The following is a 17,383-nucleotide window of genomic DNA, read 5'->3' on the forward strand; positions in this document are numbered from 1 at the left end:
GTTTGTTTTTGGGACTAACAGCTGATGTTTAGTTTCATTTAGGTATTCCATTTTGGCTGAATTAAGTGTTGATTATTAGTTAAAAAGAGACAATTGACTACTATAATTATTTCTAAATTTCCCTGTAGATGTTTTTAAAATCATTCCTTTAATATGATTAGCCTCTAAATCCCTTCTTTCCCAATGTCTAGAATCACAAACCATAAAATATTGGGCACGGTTTAAGGCTATTCCCATCTTTTTAAGGTGTTCCCAATTTAATTTTGAAAATCTCCTAGCTTTTATAATTTTCGAAACCGATGTCATACCAACCCCTGGTATACGCGCAAGAAGATGATTCTCCGCTTTATTTACATCTACTGGGAAATGGTGAAGGTTACGTAAGGCCCAACTTAATTTAGGGTCTATCTCTACATCTAGATTTGGATGTGCATCATTTAATAGTTCACTTACATTAAAGCCGTAAAATCGCAAAAGCCAATCGGTCTGATATAATCTATTTTCCCGAAGCATGGGTACTTGGCTACCCATTGCAGGAAGGCGATTGTCGTTGGTAACGGGCACGTAACCAGAATAATACACTCGTTTCATATGGTAGTTTTTGTAAAAATGCGTAGCGGAATACATGATATCTTTATCAGATTCACCTGTAGCGCCAACAATCATTTGGGTACTTTGCCCGGCAGGGGCATATTTAGGCGCTGCCTTTATAAGCTTTTTTTCGTTTTTATATTTAATAATTTCGTTCCTGACCTTAAGCATAGGTTTAGTAAAATCCTCATGCTTTTTATCTGGTGCCAATAATTTAAGACCGGAAATTGTGGGAATTTCAATATTAACGGATAATCGGTCAGCATATAATCCAGCCTCATACATGAGCTCATCACTAGCACCCGGAATGGATTTTAAATGTATATAGCCATTAAAATTTTCTTCTTCCCGAAGTTTTTTTGCAACAGCAATTAACCTTTCCATAGTGTAATCTGGACTTTTAAAAATCCCGGAGCTTAAAAACAGGCCTTCAATGTAATTTCTTCGGTAAAAATTAATGGTCAGGTCCACCACCTCCTGAATTTTAAATGCCGCCCTCTTTATATCATTGCTTTTTCGGGTAACACAATAAGCACAGTCAAAAATGCAGTGATTTGTGAGTAATATTTTTAATAGGGAAACACATCTACCATCTTCCGTATAACTATGGCAAATACCCATTCCTGAACTATTTCCAAGACCTTTGTCTTTGTTGTTACGTTTGCTGCCACTGCTAGAACAAGACACATCATATTTGGCTGCATCTGCCAATATGTTCAATTTTTCCCTAATTCGTTCAAAGTCCATAAGAAAAGTAATTATTCCAAAAATATGGATATATTCCAAATAATGGAAATAATCCATAAAATATTTTGGAAATAATCCTAATTTACTATATTTGAGTATGGAAAATGAACTTACATTAAAGCGTTTTACTGATATTCGAAGGGAATTAGGACACACACAGGCTGAGTTTGCCAAGTTATTAGGTGTTTCCAATACCACGGCAGATATAGAACGCGGTAGAACCAAGTTATCAGGTAAAGTAGTTTCTGAGTTGCTTCGTCAGTTTAAGATAAATCCATTATGGTTATTTGGGGAGAGTGACAATCAATATTTGGAAACCTCCAAAACAAGCGTAATACCTAAAGTAGTTACGGTTGATAGTTCTGAAAACGATAACATGGTTTTGGTAAACGCAAAAGCAGCCGCCGGTTATCCCCAAAATATTGCAGATACCAGTTGGTACCAACAGTTACCTGCATTTGATTTGCCTATTCCGGAATTTAGAAATGCTACGTATAGGGGTTTTCAGGTGGAAGGGGACAGTATGTTGCCTAATTTGCATCCAGGGGAATGGGTATTGGCAAGGGCAATAGAGCATATAGACCATGTAAGTGCCAACAAAATGTATGTAGTGGTTCTCCAGGATTCCGTCATGGTCAAAAAGATTGAAAAAAGGCCAAATTCCAATAATATCACCTTGGTTTCCTTAAATGAAACCTATCCACCGTATGATATTAAACCTTTTCAGGTGCAGGAAATTTGGGAGGTAAGCAGTAAAATAACCTTTAATGTTGATGCAACCACTGACAGTGGCTTATTGAGGCAATTACAGGAGTCTATGCAGGAGCTTAAAAATCAATTACAGCACGTTAAAAAGGTTTGACCTTATTATTTTATTTTAAACCAATTTTTTAACGTAAAGGCCACTATTTTTCAATTTAAACCCTAGGCTCTTATACAGATTGATGGCAGTGGTTCTGTGATGGCCACTAAATAAAAGTACCTCATCTAGTTTTCTTTCTATTGCACAATTCAATAGCTTTTCCATAAGTTTTCTACCCAAGCCTTGACCTCTATATTTTTCGAAAACTACAACATCTTCCACCATGCCCTTGTGACCAGATATTACCTTATAATTTGCCATCATCGCAATACCCACCACTTGATCATTGTCAAAACAACAAGCAATATCAATACCTTCTGGTTCTTGTAGGATTTCCTCTAAAGAAAGTTGCCTAAGCTCAGCATTTAATTCTTTGTAAAGCATGGTTAATTGTTGCTGTAATTTGTATGAAATCTTTTTGTTGTTCAATAATTCTATCTCCATAAAATATTGTATTATCAAATTTTAGCGATTGTAAGCCCTAACATCTCTCATTTTTAATGTAATAGGACCTAACGTATGATTTTTTGGCAGAAAAGCGCCACTTTCCATAATGGCCCACTCGTCCCAAGTGGCCTCAATACCACCAATAGGTAGTATGGCTACCCACATTTTAAAGCTTTTCGGGAAACCGTTGGGTTGTAATATCCATAAATAAGAATCACCCGGAGTTGAACCTCCACTGGTATACGTTACCAATAACCCTTCTAAGCCATCTGATAAAGGGATAATTTTGCGTTCTGTTCCCTTATCCATCACTTTATAGGGTGCTACAAGCCAAAAAGAATCGTTATTGAACATTTCAATTGCTTTTTCCGTGGCATTTATCCTTTTATAAGATTCAAGTTCTATCCCATCTTTGCTGGCCACACTAGATTCTGGTGTTATTAAATCCACATTCACAATATAGCCATCCCACTGCACCTCAACAATGCCATTAGTTTTGTCCCACTTATACTGGTGCTTCCCACCTCTAAAAGACCATTCTAAAAAACGGGTATTCCTATACGTTTCATAGTTTAAGGATCTGAGCATTTTATGTGCCAAAGCATCCGCTTCAGTGCCAGTTCTACCTTCAGGTAAAGGTTCGTTATAAATAATGTAAACAGTACCTAGGGCCAACAGCAAAAGAAGTAGCGGTATACCTAGTATTTTTGAGCGTTTTTTCATTTATAATAAATTAACCAGCGCTTATTATCAACTTAAAATCCTGCTGCCGCATCATCACCACGTTTATCTGCTCCACCTTCCAACTTTCCGTCAGATAGTATTCTAATAGCATCAACTTTGCCTATTATTGGTGTTCGTTCTTCATTAATAATATATCCTTTTGACTTCATTTCATCCAGAAGGGTTTCAGGAAACCCTTCTGGTTCAAAAATCACCAAATCGGGTAGCCATTGATGGTGAAAACGTGGTGCGTTCACCGCTTCTTGCATGCTCATATCAAATTCGTAGGTGTTTAAAATAGTTTGTGCCACTGCCGTAATTATGGTAGACCCACCTGGTGTTCCTACAACCAACCATAGTTTACCTTCTTTTTCTACAATGGTAGGCGTCATGCTACTTAACATACGTTTTTCGGGAGCTATACTATTTGCTTCTGCACCAATTAGACCAAACATGTTGGGCACACCTGGTTTTGCACTAAAATCGTCCATTTCATTGTTCAGGAAAAAACCTAGCTCGTCAGCGTATAATTTTGAGCCATAAGCTCCATTCAATGTAGTGGTTGCCGATACTGCATTACCTTCAGCATCTACTATGGAATAGTGAGTGGTCTCCATACTTTCTATAATTTCAACATTTCCCCGTTCCACTTCAGAGGATTTGGTAGCCCTGTCAAATGAGAAATTGGTCATACGATCTTGTAAATAGGAATCGCTTAACAAAATATCCAACGGTATATCCACAAAATCTGGGTCACCTAGGAAATAATTACGATCTGCATATGCCCTGCGAGAAGCTTCGGTGAACAACTGTATGGTTTTGGCCGAGTTGTGTCCAAACTCTGCAATATTGTAGGGCTCCATCATCTTTAAAATTTGATTAATGGTTACACCACCACTACTTGGGGGACTCATGCTTATAATTTTTAAGTCTTTATAATCAAAAACGATAGGTTTTCTCCACACCGCTTGGTATTTTTCCAAATCCTCTTCGGTAATATACCCTCCCTTTTCTTTGATAAAAGCAGCTAACTTTTGGGCAACCTCACCTGTATAGAATCCGTCTCTACCATTATCAGCTATTTTTCGCAATGTATTTGCCAGATTGGGGTAAGTAATCGTTTCCCCTTCTTTATATTCATGGGCAAATTTGGTGCTATCCCCATTTACTTCTATAAACTTATCACGTTGACTGGCCAATCTCTTTTCTTGGTTAGCAGTAACTAAAACTCCTTTTTCTGCCAAGGCTATAACGGGCTCCAAAATTTTCTTTAACGGCAGTGATCCAAATTTTTTATGCACCTCAATAATTCCAGCAACAGTACCTGGAACGCCAACTGCAGTAGCACCTAGCGTACTTTTACCTGGTATTACATTGCCTAAGGAATCCAAATACATGTCTTTATGCCCTGCAAGAGGAGCCTTCTCCCTATAATCTAGGCCGCCAATTTCACCATTTGCCTTACGATACACCATAAAACCACCACCACCGAGATTACCCGCAAATGGGTAGGCCACAGCCAGTGCCATTTCCGTGGCCACCATGGCATCAAAGGCATTACCGCCACTTCTCATAATTTCAGATCCAATTTTTGATGCTTCTTCACGTGCAGATACCACCATTGCTTTATCTGTCACCAAACCTGTTGGTGGAGCAGATGTTTTTTTACAATGAACAAAAACAAGGAGTATAAGTAGAAAGGGTATGGCTTTTTTCATAAAGTTGTGTTGTAATGATAATCTCGATATTTATAATGAGTTGAATTTTTGTTTAGAGAAGATAATCAATTCCTCAAAAAACAGTGTGAACTCGTTTTCAAAATGACTATAATGCTCTTCTAGGTCAATGATGGCAAAATTCATTTTCGATTTATTTCTAGTCCTTCTGTTCATGCCGTTCAGTACATTGGCAATGCCTTCCATCTTAGAATAGTTATATAGCCAATTCTCAGATATCATATGGGGCATCATTCGTTTTGTATTATCCGGTAAAAGCAAGTAATTGTCCTTCAATAAATGATAAAAATCATTAACATAAACATCTAAAGGCATATCAGAATAGGTGGACCAATTTTTTGCCAAAAAATGGTCATAAAAAATATCCACAATCACCCTGCTATAATGACTATAGTTTTCATGAAGTCTTTTACTGCTCATTCTGGGTATTTTATGGGCATCGGTATATGTATCTATATGTCTGTGTAATGTTATGCCTTTTTGAATTCTTTCCGGTAAATGCTGGTATTTATTTCCTCGTATACTATCAGCAACAAAATTGCCAATGGTAATGTCATTATCCCCAAACGAAAGGTAAATATGGGCTAAAAAGTTCATTTGCCGAGAATATTTTGTTAAGGTCGAATTTACGAATTGCTAACCTCCCAATTGTAATCAGACCTTGTATATTTGCAAAAACTTAAATCAATTTATGACACTAATTAAATCTATTTCTGGAATAAGAGGTACTATAGGAGGTAAGCCTGGTGATAATTTAACCCCAATAGATGCTGTAAAATTTGCTGCCTCTTATGGTATTTGGTTAAAAGAATATTCAAAAAAAGATAAACTTAGGGTTGTTATAGGAAGGGATGCAAGGCTCTCTGGTGAAATGATCCAGAATTTAGTGGTTTCTACTTTGGTGGGCTTAGGAATAGATGTAATTGATTTAGATCTATCTACCACGCCAACGGTTGAAATAGCGGTGCCTTTAGAAAAGGCCGATGGTGGAATTATTCTTACGGCCAGTCATAACCCAAAACAATGGAACGCCCTTAAGTTGTTGAATGAAAAGGGAGAGTTTTTAGATGCGGCACAAGGTGCTAAAATATTGGAGATCGCAGAACAGGAGGATTTTGATTTTTCGGAGGTAGATGATTTAGGGGAAATAGTAAAAAATGATAGTTATATAGATATTCATATTGATGAAGTACTGGATTTGTCTTTAGTTGATGCGGAAGTGATTGGAAAGGCTAAATTTAAAGTAGTGGTAGACGGTGTTAATTCTACTGGAGGAATTGCCATTCCTAAATTATTAAAGGAATTAGGGGTAGAAGTGGTGGAGTTGTATTGTGATCCAACAGGTCATTTCCCCCATAACCCAGAACCATTAAAAGAGCATCTAAAGGATATCTGTGAACTCGTGGTTAAGGAAAAGGCCGATTTTGGCATTGTGGTTGATCCAGATGTAGACCGTTTGGCATTTATTAGTAATGATGGGGAAATGTTTGGCGAGGAATATACCTTAGTTGCTTGTGCGGATTATGTTTTAGGTAAAACCAAAGGAAATACGGTATCTAATTTATCATCGTCTAGGGCATTACGTGATATTACTGAAAAACACGGGGGCACCTATGAGGCTGCTGCTGTTGGTGAAGTAAATGTGGTGACTAAAATGAAAGCGAACAATGCAATTATTGGAGGTGAAGGCAATGGAGGCATCATATATCCAGAAAGTCATTACGGTCGCGATTCTTTAGTGGGAACCGCGTTATTTTTAATGTTGATGGCAGAAAAAGGGGGGACTGTAGCGGAACTAAAGGCTAGTTATCCAAGCTATTTTATGAGTAAAAAGAAAATCCAATTAACCCCTGGATTGGATGTTGATGGAATATTAAAATCAATGGCAGAAAAATATGCAGATGAGGACATCTCTACTATAGATGGTGTGAAAATAGATTTTCCGGAAAATTGGGTTCATCTAAGGAAATCTAATACGGAACCTATTATTAGAATTTACACAGAGGCAAAGAGCCAGATTGATGCGGATGCATTAGCTGATAGGATTATTGCAGAGATTAAGGAAGTGGCAGGAATTTAAGAAGACTTGCCAGCAAAATAATTGGCTCTAACAATTTTAGAAGTTTTATGCTCCCCTGTATGACTCCATCCAGGGGGCATAAAAATATAAGCAAGCTTGTTTTTAATCCCTGGAGCCTTTAGTATATCCTTGCCGAGAGCAATAATCTCACCAAAATACACATCTATAAAATTACCGCTGTTAACGTTACGGGTAATGCCATATTCTGGCTTGGTGTCTAATTTCTCCTCTTGATAGGTGCCAAAAACCCTATCCCAAATATTTAATAAATTACAGAAATTGGTATCCATGTAAAGTGGGTTTCTTGCATGATGTACCCTATGATGGGAAGGTGTTAGCATAATTTTGTTTAAAAAGCCCAACCGAGCATCTTTCACTATGTTATCACCTACATGGATAAAAGCACCATAGGTCCCGTCAATAAACATGATTAAAAACAACATAGTAGGTTCTACTCCCAATACTATACATACGGTGGTCCTTATGGTATCTGCATAGGGTGCTTCTAAAAAAAAGTGTGCGTAGGTCACCGAGAGATTCATGTCCTCAGGGGCATGATGTGTTGAATGGAGACACCAAAATAGTCTTACTTTGTGCCCTAGGTAATGGTAAATAAAATGTCCGAACTCCCAAACCATATAGGCATATATAAACCAGTACCAGGTTGGCCCCGTTTGAATTATCGCAAGGGGCTGAAACCAACCAATGCAAAGTGTGACCATGGCAATGGCAATAAACCTACCTATGAACCTATTAAAAACATAAATCAGGAAGTTTACTTTGTACACTTTTGTCTGGGGCTTTTTATACACTAACCCCAAAATAAGTTCCAATAGTAATAACAAGGGTATGATGGGATAAATTAGGCTTTTTAAGCCTTCAAAGGTCCTAAAGGAACTATAGTCCCCGGTCTTTATAATTTCCCATGCTTGGGAAATTCCCAAGAACCCAATGATTTCATTATAAAATATGTCCAAAAACTCCATGAATTTTAGTTTTATGAACTAAAATATTTATAAAAATTAAGAAAAGTGAAATTTTTGGAGTTTTATTAGCTATTTTGGACTAAAGTCTAATGCCTTAAGAAGTTTTAGCAAAATGGGCAGGTTGTTTGTCTCGGTGCTTCCATCTTTTATGTGTCCACAAATAGTGCGCTGGGTTTTCCCGTATTTGCTTTTCTGTTAAACGTAAAAAAGTATCGGTTATATAATTTTCCTCTGTATTCCTTCCGCTTTCCGTAATGGGGATAAATTCAGCCTGATAGTACCCTCGTTTAACTTTGCTTACCTTTAAAAATACTACGGCTAAATCTAGTTTTCTCGCCATAGTTTCGGCCCCATTGAATATAGGTACTTTTATACCCATGAAATCTGCCCAATATTGAGCCCTATGTGCCTGTGGGGATTGGTCACTAACCATACCGAAAATTCCTATGGTGCCATCTCGTTTGTCCCTCACAACTGTTTTTACCGTTTGTTGCTGGGTAATTAGGGTGGTATTCCATCGTGCACGAACTTTTTTAATGAAATCATCAAAATATCTATTCCCTATTTTCTGGTAAACAGCGTATCCCTTTGCGTTTACATAGTTGTTAATACTTACGTTCCATTCCCAATTGGCATAATGGGAACAAACTATTAATACGCTTCGTTCCTTTTCAATTTTCTTGATTACTTCAACATTTAGTACCTTATATTTTTTACGCACCTGCTCTTTGCTTAAGTTCATGGTCTTTACCATTTCAAGGAACATATCGCACATATGCTTGTAAAACTCCTTTTCAATAGTTTTAATTTCAGCTTCTTCCTTTTCAGGAAAAACTAGGTGTAAATTTTTTTGTACTACTTTTCTTCGGTAACCAAATACATGGTAAACGAAGAAGAAAACAAAATCAGAAAAAGTATAAAACAGTCTATGTGGTAAAATGGAGATCAACCATAAAAAAGGATAGACCAAAAGAAATACCAGTAGTTGCATGCCTTTATATATAATGGGCAAATATAGCTATATTTGAAACCAATAATAATGGTTTCTTAATGAACAATATGGACATTGCCACGATAGTGGTCATCGCCGCCAATATTTTGGTTTCGCTAAAGGGTTTTAATGATTCTTATTTTTTTGATCGCTATAAATTTGGTATTGGAGCAATTAAAGCAGGCCAAAAGGAAAGAATGCTTACTTCTGGTTTTCTTCATGTAGATATTGCCCATCTCTTTTTTAATATGTTCACCTTGTATTTTTTTGCACCAGTGGTTATACGTTGGTTCAGTGAGGGAAAATTCATTGTCATTTACTTCATTAGCCTATTGGCCGGTAGTCTTTTAGCGGTATTTTTTCATAAGAACGAACCCTACTATACGGCTGTGGGAGCAAGTGGTGCAGTGACTGGGATTCTATATAGTGCTATTCTATTACAACCCAATATGCAATTGGGTATTATGTTTATCCCCATTCCCCTTCCAGCGTATATATTAGGAATTGGGTATTTGCTATATTCCATTTATGGTATGAAAAGTCGTCTTGGAAATATTGGCCATACGGCCCATTTTGGTGGCGCTATAGGTGGTTATATTACCACATTGTTGTTTATGCCAAGTCTACTACAGACAGATACTTTAATGGTATTTTTATTGGCATTGCCCATTGTGTTGCTTTTTATTTTAGAAAAGATGGGTAAACTTTAATAAAGTAGGAATTTTCTTATTATAATTTGATGTTGGTAGAAAAATTCGTGCATTTCATCGAAAAGCACTGTTGTTTTATAAAAGAACCACGCCTTAAACGTTCTTGAAAAACTTTAACAACCAAGAATAAAGTTTATTATGAAGAAATTCCCCATACTTACTAGTGTTTTAACATTACTCGCATTTACTTTTTCGTGTAGTGATGAGACCACGGTATATGAAGAGCCAAATAATACTGAGAATCTTAGAGTGGAAACAAATGAAACCTTATTGGAAAACAGCATTTTGTATGACCAAGCTGGGGTTTTAGATATTTTGGATGTGGCTACTGTCACTGGAAAATCAAATGCTTCGGGCAAGGCGGAACAAGCTGGGGATTATCCTTTAACCTTAGTTGCCCAAGTGGATGTGCCTTCATACCAAGGAGGAGAGAATTTAACGGCATCCCATGTAGATATAGATGGTGATTACGCTTATGTATCTTACAATACGGTAGAAGATGGATATGTAGGTGCGGTTGACATTATTAATGTAAGTAATCCAACCAACCCAAGGGTAACCTCAAGATTGTATTACACAAATGCGGATATCAATTCAATTGATTATGATAATGGTTTTGTGTATTTGGCAGGTGGAGTAGATTCTGAAAGATCCGTAACCGCTACGGGAAATTCCTTTGTCGCTAAAATTGTAGCTGCTAATGGACGTTTAGATTTGGATGCTGGAATAACCTATGGCTTTCAAGACGGTTATAATGCGACTGATGTGCAAGTGGTCGGTAATAATGTGATAGTAACTAGTGGTCAAGAAGGATTTGTTAGAGTTTATAACGCATCGGATTTGACAACTGTAGTTGAAGCTCCGTTTCTAGACCTAAGGTCTGTAACCACAAAAGACAATAAAATTGCTGTTTTGGATGCTAGTGCAGGTGTAACCATCATGGACGAGGGACTTAATAAAATAAGTGATATAGCAATAGATTCTGACTTTGGCATTAATACAAAACGTACCTTGGAATTTTCACGTGATAATATAGTTGTTGCCGAAGGTGCCAATGGTGCTGGCGTGTACAATGCAACTACGGGGGCTTTTATTGAATATGTGCCAATATTAATAAATCCAGAATCAGTTGATGTATCTGATATTGTTACAAATGCGGTTGCTGTTAATGGGGATGTTTTATTAATGGCAAATGGTGGTGCAGGATTATGTTTGTCGGAAGACCAAGATAACCAAGATGCCGATTTAGTGGGAATCATTCAATTAGAAGGTTCAATAAATTATGTTGCAACTAAAGGAGATTATATATTCGCTGCATCTGGTAAAGAAGGTTTACAGATAATAAAATTAAACAGGCCCGATGCAAGTTTGGTAAGTCGTTGCGCCGATTTATCATTTTACACTGGAAGTTCAGATTTAAATATCGGTATATCAGATGTGTTATCATATCGTGGTGCAAAAAGATTTAATGATTTTAATGTAAACGGCTCCCTATTACTTTGTGGATCATGGACCGTTAGGAATGAAGTAAACATTACAGCCAATGCTTTATTGGAAATGAACGGTACTTTTGTAGTTGCTAGAAATTCTAGAAGAAAAGATGTTACTGTGGGTGAAAATGCAACTTTTAGGGTGGAAGGAAACCTTACCATTTATGGAGATTTGAACCTAGAGGACGGTGCTACAATTGAATTTATTGGAGAAAATTCGGTTGTAAATATATTTGGAAGTGTAAACAAACATGCCAATGCCAATGTTTTAGGCACCTTCAATGATGTGAAAGCTAAATTTTAATATCATAATTAGAGGACAGATTTGTTGATGTAATACAAAAAAAGCCCGAGACAAGCATTGTCTCGGGCTTTTTTATGAAAGGCACTTTCTTTCTAATTCAGTAGTTCTGCCACTTTTTCTTCTAATGCTGAGCCTCTTAGGTTTTTCGCCACAATAACACCATTTTCATCTAAAAGGAATGCCGCAGGAATGGCATTAATATTGTACATTTTAGCTATGGGATCATTAAAATAGGCAATGTTAGATATATGGTTCCACTCTAATCCATCATCGGCAATTGCTTTTTTCCAAGCGTCAGCAGTCTTGTCCAACGAAACACCAACCACGTTTAAACCTTTATCATGGTACTTTTTGTAAACGGCAACAATATTAGGGTTTTCTGCCCTACATGGTCTGCACCATGCTGCCCAGAAATCAATTAGGGTAGCTTTCCCTAGCAACTCATTAAGGGCTATGTTCTCACCATTTTGGTTAGGACCGGAAAAGTTTGGTGCTGTGGCACCTACAGAAGTGTTTTTTTCATTTTCCTCGGATCTTTTCAATGCTTCCATACCTTCCATGAGACGTTTGCCAGGGCGTGAATCCTTAATTTCTTGCGATAATGCCTCATACAAAGTTTGTAATTCACCACTGCTTATGGTCTTTGTAGACATTGCGCGATCTAAGAGTAAGGCTGATATTAAAGCATCGGGATTATTCTTGATGTATTCAATCTCAAACCCTTGGTATTTTTCCTCAAGCTCTTGCATCTCATCCTTTAAGGCCATAACACTGGCCTCTGAACTTCCATTGGCAGCGGCCATTTGTAAATCTTCTTGAATTGACTTTGCCTGTAATGATAAATCCCTAGATTTTTTCAAGTAATTTGAAAAAATATCATTTTGATAAGTTCCCTTTATCTCTGCAAATCCTAAACTGTCTTTTTGTGCAGTAAAGTCTATAGTTCCATTCTCTAATATTATCGCAGTATAACCGGTTAGCTTATCAACAAATATATAATGTAGTTCAGGCGTATTGGAAACACCTTTAAACTGGAATATACCATTTGATACCATTGCAGTATCTACTTCTTCTGGTTGGTTATTGTTGTTTATTCTTTTTAGGAATACATTAGTGCCCTCTGGGATTTCACCTCTTAGTTCACCGTTAATGGTAAAACCTTCCGGTGTACTATTACAACTCATTAAAGTTGCTATACCAACTATTAACAGTAGGCTCTTTTTCATAGAATACGTATTTTAATTCAGGCAAATGTACTTATATATTAGGATATAAAAAAAGACCCTAAGCGATTAACAAAGGGTCTTTTAAGTGTGCCTATTTTGGTTTAAAACAAATACCTAACCCCTAAACCAATATCAAAATCAAAGTTATCGGAAAAGCCGTCATAGCCAGCAATGCCTACTTCTGGCCTAAAATCCAACGAAAGTAATAAGGGTATATCAAAATGGTATTCAATACCAATATCCCCTGCGGCAAAAATAAAAACGCCACCATCATCATTTGTGTTAAATGCCGGATTAAAATCAACGCTACCAACACCGCCCCCAACACCGTAGTACCAATTAAAACCCCCTTCAATTGGTCTAACCCATTGGTAAAGTCCGGCCAACTTAAAAGCATCAAAATTTCTGCTGTCTCTCCAGCCTAGATCAAATTCTGCCCTGTTGGTACGTCCAATAGATTTTTGGTAGGAGATTTCGGCTCCAAAACCATCACTATCCCCTAAACGAAGTCCTAAGGCATGTTCTGATATTTCTTGTGCAGACAAAGAAATTGAAGTGAGTAATAGAATTACGGATAAATAATTTAAAATTTTCATAGGTTCAAATTAAATTTAGAATTAAAAAAGTGAGCAAAATCCTTATGTTGCTCAAACATTTAAACTTATTTTAGCAGCTAAAATTGTGCCAAATTGAACAATAATTTATTATCTGGGTTAGATCAGGAATTAGAGGGCGAACTTCATATAGATAAACTCTCCAAAACACTTTATGCCACTGATGCATCTGTATATAGAAAGATGCCAATGGCAGTTGCCTTTCCAAAAAGTAATGGGGATATTAAAAGGCTGATCCATTTTGCCAATGAGCACAAAATTGGCCTTATACCAAGAACGGCAGGTACTTCTTTAGCAGGTCAATGTGTTGGTGAGGGCATAGTTGTGGACGTTTCTAAGCACTACACTAATATTTTGCATCTAGATTCGGAAAAGAAACAAGTTACGGTCCAGCCAGGGGTTATTAGGGACGAGCTTAATCTATATCTAAAACCTTTTGGTTTATTTTTTGGACCCAACACCTCTACTTCCAATAGGTGTATGATAGGGGGTATGGTTGGTAATAATTCATCTGGTACGACCTCTATACAATATGGAGTGACAAGGGATAAGGTGATTTCTATGAAAACCATATTGTCCGATGCCAGTGAAGCGGAATTCAAGACCCTTGGTAATGAAGAATTTCAAGATAAATTAAAAGAAAATAGTTTTGAAGCATCACTTTATTACAATTTACATAAAGAATTAATAACTAGTGATATACAAAGTGAAATAAAAGAACAATTTCCAAAACCTCAGATACATCGAAGAAATACGGGCTATGCCGTGGACGAATTATTAAAGGCATCTGTTTTTGGAGGCCCAGAACAGCATATAAACCTGGCAAAATTGCTGAGTGGTAGTGAAGGTACACTAGCCTTTACTACTGAGATAACCTTGCAATTGGATGATCTACCTCCAAAACTTTCTGCCATGGTGGTTACGCATTACCACTCTTTGGAAGAGTGTCTTTTAGATGTGGTACCTGTTATGGAGCATCCTTTGCAATTATGTGAAATGATGGACAAGGTAATCTTGGATTGTACCAAAAACAATAGAACCCAATTAGCAAATAGATTTTTTGTTGAAGGTGACCCGAAGGGGTTGTTAATGCTGCAGTTAAACGCCCATAGCGAAGCTGAATTAGAGAAGGCTGTTAGAGAATTGTTGAAAACTGTTGAAACCTCTGGTTTAAGTTATGCAAGCCCGGTTCTCTATGGTGCCGACATACATAAAGCCATAGAATTGCGTAAAGCAGGCTTAGGGTTGCTGGGCAATATTGTGGGCGATATGAAAGCTGTTGCCTGTATAGAGGATACTGCGGTGGCCGTTGAGGACTTGAAAGATTTTATAGCTGAGTTTACTCAAATCATGGAAGGTTACGGTCAAAACGCTGTATACTATGCGCACGCGGGTGCTGGGGAACTTCATTTGAGGCCAATTCTAAATTTGAAAAAATCAGTTGATGTTGGTTTGTTTAGGGCTATAACCACAGATGTTGCTAAACTTACCAAAAAATACAAGGGTTCTTTTAGTGGCGAACACGGTGATGGAATCGTTAGGGCAGAATTTATCCCATTAATGATTGGAGACAAAAACTATCAATTATTGAGAAGGATAAAGTCATATTTTGACCCGAATAACATTTTTAATCCTGGAAAGATTGTGGATGCTTTTCCTATGGACGAATCTTTTAGGTATGAAGTAGACCGTACAGAGCCTGTGATAAAAACACTTTTTGATTTTTCTGACAGCGAGGGTATCCTTAAAGCGGCAGAAAAGTGTAATGGTAGTGGTGATTGTAGAAAGACACATGTAATGGCCGGAGGAATGTGCCCTAGTTATCATGTGACCAAAAACGAGAAAGATACCACTAGGGGAAGGGCCAATACACTTAGGGAGATGCTTACCAATCCTGAGGGTTCTAATGCATTTGATAGTAAAGAGCTTAAAGAGGTTTTTGACCTTTGTCTTAGCTGCAAGGCTTGCGCTACTGAGTGCCCTAGTAATGTAGATATTGCTACTTTAAAAACGGAGTTCCTGTTTCAATACCAAGAAGTAAACGGCTATCCTTTAAGAGGAAAACTATTTGCACATAATACCAAGTTTAATAGACTGGGAAGTAAAATGGCAGGCTTGACAAATGCCATGTACGATTCTAGTTTTTTCGGGGGGGTATTGAAAAAAGTCAGTGGTGTAGCCAAGGAAAGAAGCTTGCCTAAAGTTTATAGTGTTGATTTTGATAAGTATAAACAACTATTTGAAAATAAATTTGTTACAAATAAAATAAAGGTTGTTTTGTTTATTGATGAGTTTACGAGGTATCTAGATGTTGAGGTAGGCAAGGATGCAATAGAGCTTTTGATGAAATTGGGCTATGAAGTGACGCTGTTTTACGGTGAAAGTGGTAGAACCTATTTGTCAAAGGGATTTTTGAAACAGGCCAAGGCCATAGCTGAAAAAAATGCGAGTAAGCTAGCCGATTATGTAAATCAAGGGTTGCCTATTTTAGGATTGGAGCCCTCCGCCATTTTGTCTTTTAGGGATGAATATAAACGTATGTTAAAGGATGTGGACTTAGCAGCTAAGATTGCGGACAATTCATTTTTAATAGAGGAATTTTTGGCAAAGGAGATTCAAAAAGGAGAGTTGGATGCAACTGTTTTTAATGAGTCTTCAAAAGAAATAAAAATTCATAACCACTGTCACCAAAAGGCGTTGAGCAATCAGAAAGTAACTTTTGATATTTTAAATTTACCTAAGAATTATAAAGTCACTATTATTCCTTCTGGCTGTTGTGGTATGGCTGGTTCTTTTGGTTATGAAAAGGAGCATTATGAAACGAGTATGAAGGTAGGTGGATTAAAACTTTTTCCCGCGGTAAGTAAATCATCTAATGAAACGATTATAGCTGCAAATGGTACGAGTTGTAGGCATCAGATATTTGATGGCACTAATAGAATTGCCCAACATCCGGTAAGCATTTTAAAAGAGGCACTTTTAGATTAGTGTATCTTTTTCTTACCAAATGGTTTTTCTTTTTTAGCAGTAATAGAAGCTATCAATTGGTGTAGATCCATTTCTTTTAAAGCCTCGTCCATAAAGAATGGTGATAACTTATCATTCTTATAGGTATATAATTTCCAGCGTTTAAAGGAGTATTCAAGTGCAGTAAGATTTTCTACCCAATCTCCTGAATTTAAATAGGTAACCATACCCTTGGCGTTTTCAAAAAGTTGTTTCCTGGGTTGGTGTATATGTCCACAAACGACATAGTCATATTGGTTTTCTATGGCTATGTCTGTGACAGTAGTCTCAAAATCCCTAATATATTTAAGGGATTTATGGTCTTCTCTTTTTATTTTGCTTGCTAGGGAATATTTTTCTTTTTTAAATTTTTTCAATACCCAATTGATCAACTTATTCAAATTGATCAAAAGGTTGAAACCTAAACTGCCTAATTTTACGACCCACCTGCTATTAATAAATGGTGTATCAAAAACATCGCCATGAAAAAACCACGTCTTTTTACCATGTATGTTCAACACTAGTTTCTTGCTGAATTTTATATTTCCTAAAGATATATTTGCCAATTTCTTGGGAGCCACATCGTGATTTCCCATAATATAATGTACTTCGGTTCCTTTGGAAGCCATTGAAACCAATTTTTTGACCACGTTTAAATGGGAAGTAGGAAAGTAGCTTTTGCTAAACTGCCAAATATCTACGATATCACCGTTTAGAATTAATATTTTCGGGTCAATACTACAAAGATAAACCAGTAATTCATCTGCATAACACTCATAAGTGCCCAGGTGAACATCGGAAATAACCGCTATTTCTAGTTTTCTCTTTTTCAAGTCTTTAATTTCTACAAAATTAGACCTAATGGTATTT

At 36.9% G+C, this 17,383-nt stretch carries 15 protein-coding genes; 5 read left to right on the top strand and 10 right to left on the bottom strand.

Going from position 1 to position 17,383, the window contains the following annotated elements; translation table 11 throughout:
* Nucleotides 1–75: 75 nt before the first annotated feature.
* A complete protein-coding gene (locus ACOCEA_RS08800; protein ID WP_420756222.1) occupies nt 76–1,338 on the bottom strand; it encodes a putative DNA modification/repair radical SAM protein in 1,263 nt (420 codons plus the stop codon).
* Between the two features lie 97 nt (nt 1,339–1,435).
* Between ACOCEA_RS08800 and ACOCEA_RS08805 the strand changes: the two genes are divergently transcribed.
* Nucleotides 1,436–2,200, top strand: a complete 765-nt coding sequence (locus ACOCEA_RS08805) for an XRE family transcriptional regulator (RefSeq protein ID WP_420755859.1) — start codon at nt 1,436–1,438, stop codon at nt 2,198–2,200.
* A 15-nt stretch (nt 2,201–2,215) separates the two neighbouring features.
* Here the strand turns inward: ACOCEA_RS08805 and ACOCEA_RS08810 are convergent, their stop codons facing one another.
* Genes ACOCEA_RS08810 through ACOCEA_RS08825 form a run of 4 tightly spaced genes read right to left on the bottom strand, consistent with a single transcriptional unit; the run spans nt 2,216 to nt 5,703 of the window.
* Nucleotides 2,216–2,644, bottom strand: a complete 429-nt coding sequence (locus ACOCEA_RS08810) for a GNAT family N-acetyltransferase (RefSeq protein WP_420755860.1) — start codon at nt 2,642–2,644, stop codon at nt 2,216–2,218.
* 21 nt (nt 2,645–2,665) lie between these two features.
* A complete protein-coding gene (locus tag ACOCEA_RS08815) occupies nt 2,666–3,370 on the bottom strand; it encodes a hypothetical protein (protein WP_420755861.1) in 705 nt (234 codons plus the stop codon).
* Nucleotides 3,371–3,402: 32 nt separating this feature from the next.
* Nucleotides 3,403–5,088, bottom strand: a complete 1,686-nt coding sequence (gene ggt, locus ACOCEA_RS08820) for a gamma-glutamyltransferase (protein ID WP_420755862.1) — start codon at nt 5,086–5,088, stop codon at nt 3,403–3,405.
* Nucleotides 5,089–5,118: 30 nt separating this feature from the next.
* The gene (locus ACOCEA_RS08825) at nt 5,119–5,703 is read right to left on the bottom strand and encodes an acyl carrier protein phosphodiesterase (RefSeq protein ID WP_420755863.1); all 585 of its coding nucleotides are present in this window, start codon (nt 5,701–5,703) and stop codon (nt 5,119–5,121) included.
* A 94-nt stretch (nt 5,704–5,797) separates the two neighbouring features.
* Between ACOCEA_RS08825 and glmM the strand changes: the two genes are divergently transcribed.
* On the top strand, nt 5,798–7,186 hold the full coding sequence (gene glmM / locus ACOCEA_RS08830; RefSeq protein WP_420755864.1) for a phosphoglucosamine mutase: 1,389 nt from the start codon (nt 5,798–5,800) through the stop codon (nt 7,184–7,186).
* On the opposite strand, the gene ACOCEA_RS08835 is transcribed toward glmM, so the two are convergent.
* Together ACOCEA_RS08835 and ACOCEA_RS08840 are read right to left on the bottom strand one after the other, a co-directional pair.
* Nucleotides 7,183–8,172, bottom strand: a complete 990-nt coding sequence (locus ACOCEA_RS08835) for a sterol desaturase family protein (protein WP_420755865.1) — start codon at nt 8,170–8,172, stop codon at nt 7,183–7,185. The genes glmM and ACOCEA_RS08835 overlap by 4 nt on opposite strands.
* A gap of 94 nt (nt 8,173–8,266) precedes the next feature.
* Nucleotides 8,267–9,163, bottom strand: coding sequence for a lysophospholipid acyltransferase family protein (locus tag ACOCEA_RS08840; RefSeq protein WP_420755866.1), 897 nt, complete (start codon nt 9,161–9,163; stop codon nt 8,267–8,269).
* Nucleotides 9,164–9,222: 59 nt separating this feature from the next.
* On the opposite strand from ACOCEA_RS08840, the gene ACOCEA_RS08845 reads away from it, so the two are divergent.
* Together ACOCEA_RS08845 and ACOCEA_RS08850 are read left to right on the top strand one after the other, a co-directional pair.
* Nucleotides 9,223–9,873, top strand: coding sequence for a rhomboid family intramembrane serine protease (locus ACOCEA_RS08845; protein WP_420755867.1), 651 nt, complete (start codon nt 9,223–9,225; stop codon nt 9,871–9,873).
* A gap of 138 nt (nt 9,874–10,011) precedes the next feature.
* On the top strand, nt 10,012–11,667 hold the full coding sequence (locus ACOCEA_RS08850; protein WP_420755868.1) for an LVIVD repeat-containing protein: 1,656 nt from the start codon (nt 10,012–10,014) through the stop codon (nt 11,665–11,667).
* Between the two features lie 92 nt (nt 11,668–11,759).
* Here ACOCEA_RS08850 and ACOCEA_RS08855 read toward each other — a convergent pair whose 3' ends face one another.
* Nucleotides 11,760–12,893: a redoxin domain-containing protein gene (locus ACOCEA_RS08855; protein ID WP_420755869.1), complete on the bottom strand. Its 1,134-nt coding sequence runs from the start codon at nt 12,891–12,893 to the stop codon at nt 11,760–11,762.
* A gap of 101 nt (nt 12,894–12,994) precedes the next feature.
* Nucleotides 12,995–13,489, bottom strand: coding sequence for a hypothetical protein (locus tag ACOCEA_RS08860; RefSeq protein ID WP_420755870.1), 495 nt, complete (start codon nt 13,487–13,489; stop codon nt 12,995–12,997).
* A 93-nt stretch (nt 13,490–13,582) separates the two neighbouring features.
* Here ACOCEA_RS08860 and ACOCEA_RS08865 point away from each other — a divergent pair, with 93 nt between their 5' ends.
* Nucleotides 13,583–16,495: an FAD-binding and (Fe-S)-binding domain-containing protein gene (locus ACOCEA_RS08865; protein ID WP_420755871.1), complete on the top strand. Its 2,913-nt coding sequence runs from the start codon at nt 13,583–13,585 to the stop codon at nt 16,493–16,495.
* Here ACOCEA_RS08865 and ACOCEA_RS08870 read toward each other — a convergent pair.
* The gene (locus tag ACOCEA_RS08870; protein ID WP_420755872.1) at nt 16,492–17,346 is read right to left on the bottom strand and encodes a UDP-2,3-diacylglucosamine diphosphatase; all 855 of its coding nucleotides are present in this window, start codon (nt 17,344–17,346) and stop codon (nt 16,492–16,494) included. The two genes, ACOCEA_RS08865 and ACOCEA_RS08870, sit on opposite strands and share 4 nt — an antisense overlap.
* Between the last annotated feature and the right edge of the window lie 37 nt (nt 17,347–17,383).

It is taken from the genome of Maribacter luteocoastalis, from assembly GCF_048890225.1.
In the GTDB taxonomy this organism is placed as follows: domain Bacteria; phylum Bacteroidota; class Bacteroidia; order Flavobacteriales; family Flavobacteriaceae; genus Maribacter; species Maribacter luteocoastalis.

Coding starts and splice junctions, on each gene's coding strand:
- ACOCEA_RS08835 (WP_420755865.1), bottom strand. CDS start 8,172: ATGGAGTTTTTGGACATATTTTATAATGAAATCATTGGGTTCTTGGGA.
- ACOCEA_RS08840 (WP_420755866.1), bottom strand. CDS start 9,163: ATGCAACTACTGGTATTTCTTTTGGTCTATCCTTTTTTATGGTTGATC.
- ACOCEA_RS08855 (WP_420755869.1), bottom strand. CDS start 12,893: ATGAAAAAGAGCCTACTGTTAATAGTTGGTATAGCAACTTTAATGAGT.
- ACOCEA_RS08810 (WP_420755860.1), bottom strand. CDS start 2,644: ATGGAGATAGAATTATTGAACAACAAAAAGATTTCATACAAATTACAG.
- ACOCEA_RS08845 (WP_420755867.1), top strand. CDS start 9,223: ATGAACAATATGGACATTGCCACGATAGTGGTCATCGCCGCCAATATT.
- ACOCEA_RS08805 (WP_420755859.1), top strand. CDS start 1,436: ATGGAAAATGAACTTACATTAAAGCGTTTTACTGATATTCGAAGGGAA.
- ACOCEA_RS08800 (WP_420756222.1), bottom strand. CDS start 1,338: ATGGACTTTGAACGAATTAGGGAAAAATTGAACATATTGGCAGATGCA.
- ACOCEA_RS08860 (WP_420755870.1), bottom strand. CDS start 13,489: ATGAAAATTTTAAATTATTTATCCGTAATTCTATTACTCACTTCAATT.
- ACOCEA_RS08825 (WP_420755863.1), bottom strand. CDS start 5,703: ATGAACTTTTTAGCCCATATTTACCTTTCGTTTGGGGATAATGACATT.
- ACOCEA_RS08850 (WP_420755868.1), top strand. CDS start 10,012: ATGAAGAAATTCCCCATACTTACTAGTGTTTTAACATTACTCGCATTT.
- ggt (WP_420755862.1), bottom strand. CDS start 5,088: ATGAAAAAAGCCATACCCTTTCTACTTATACTCCTTGTTTTTGTTCAT.
- glmM (WP_420755864.1), top strand. CDS start 5,798: ATGACACTAATTAAATCTATTTCTGGAATAAGAGGTACTATAGGAGGT.
- ACOCEA_RS08815 (WP_420755861.1), bottom strand. CDS start 3,370: ATGAAAAAACGCTCAAAAATACTAGGTATACCGCTACTTCTTTTGCTG.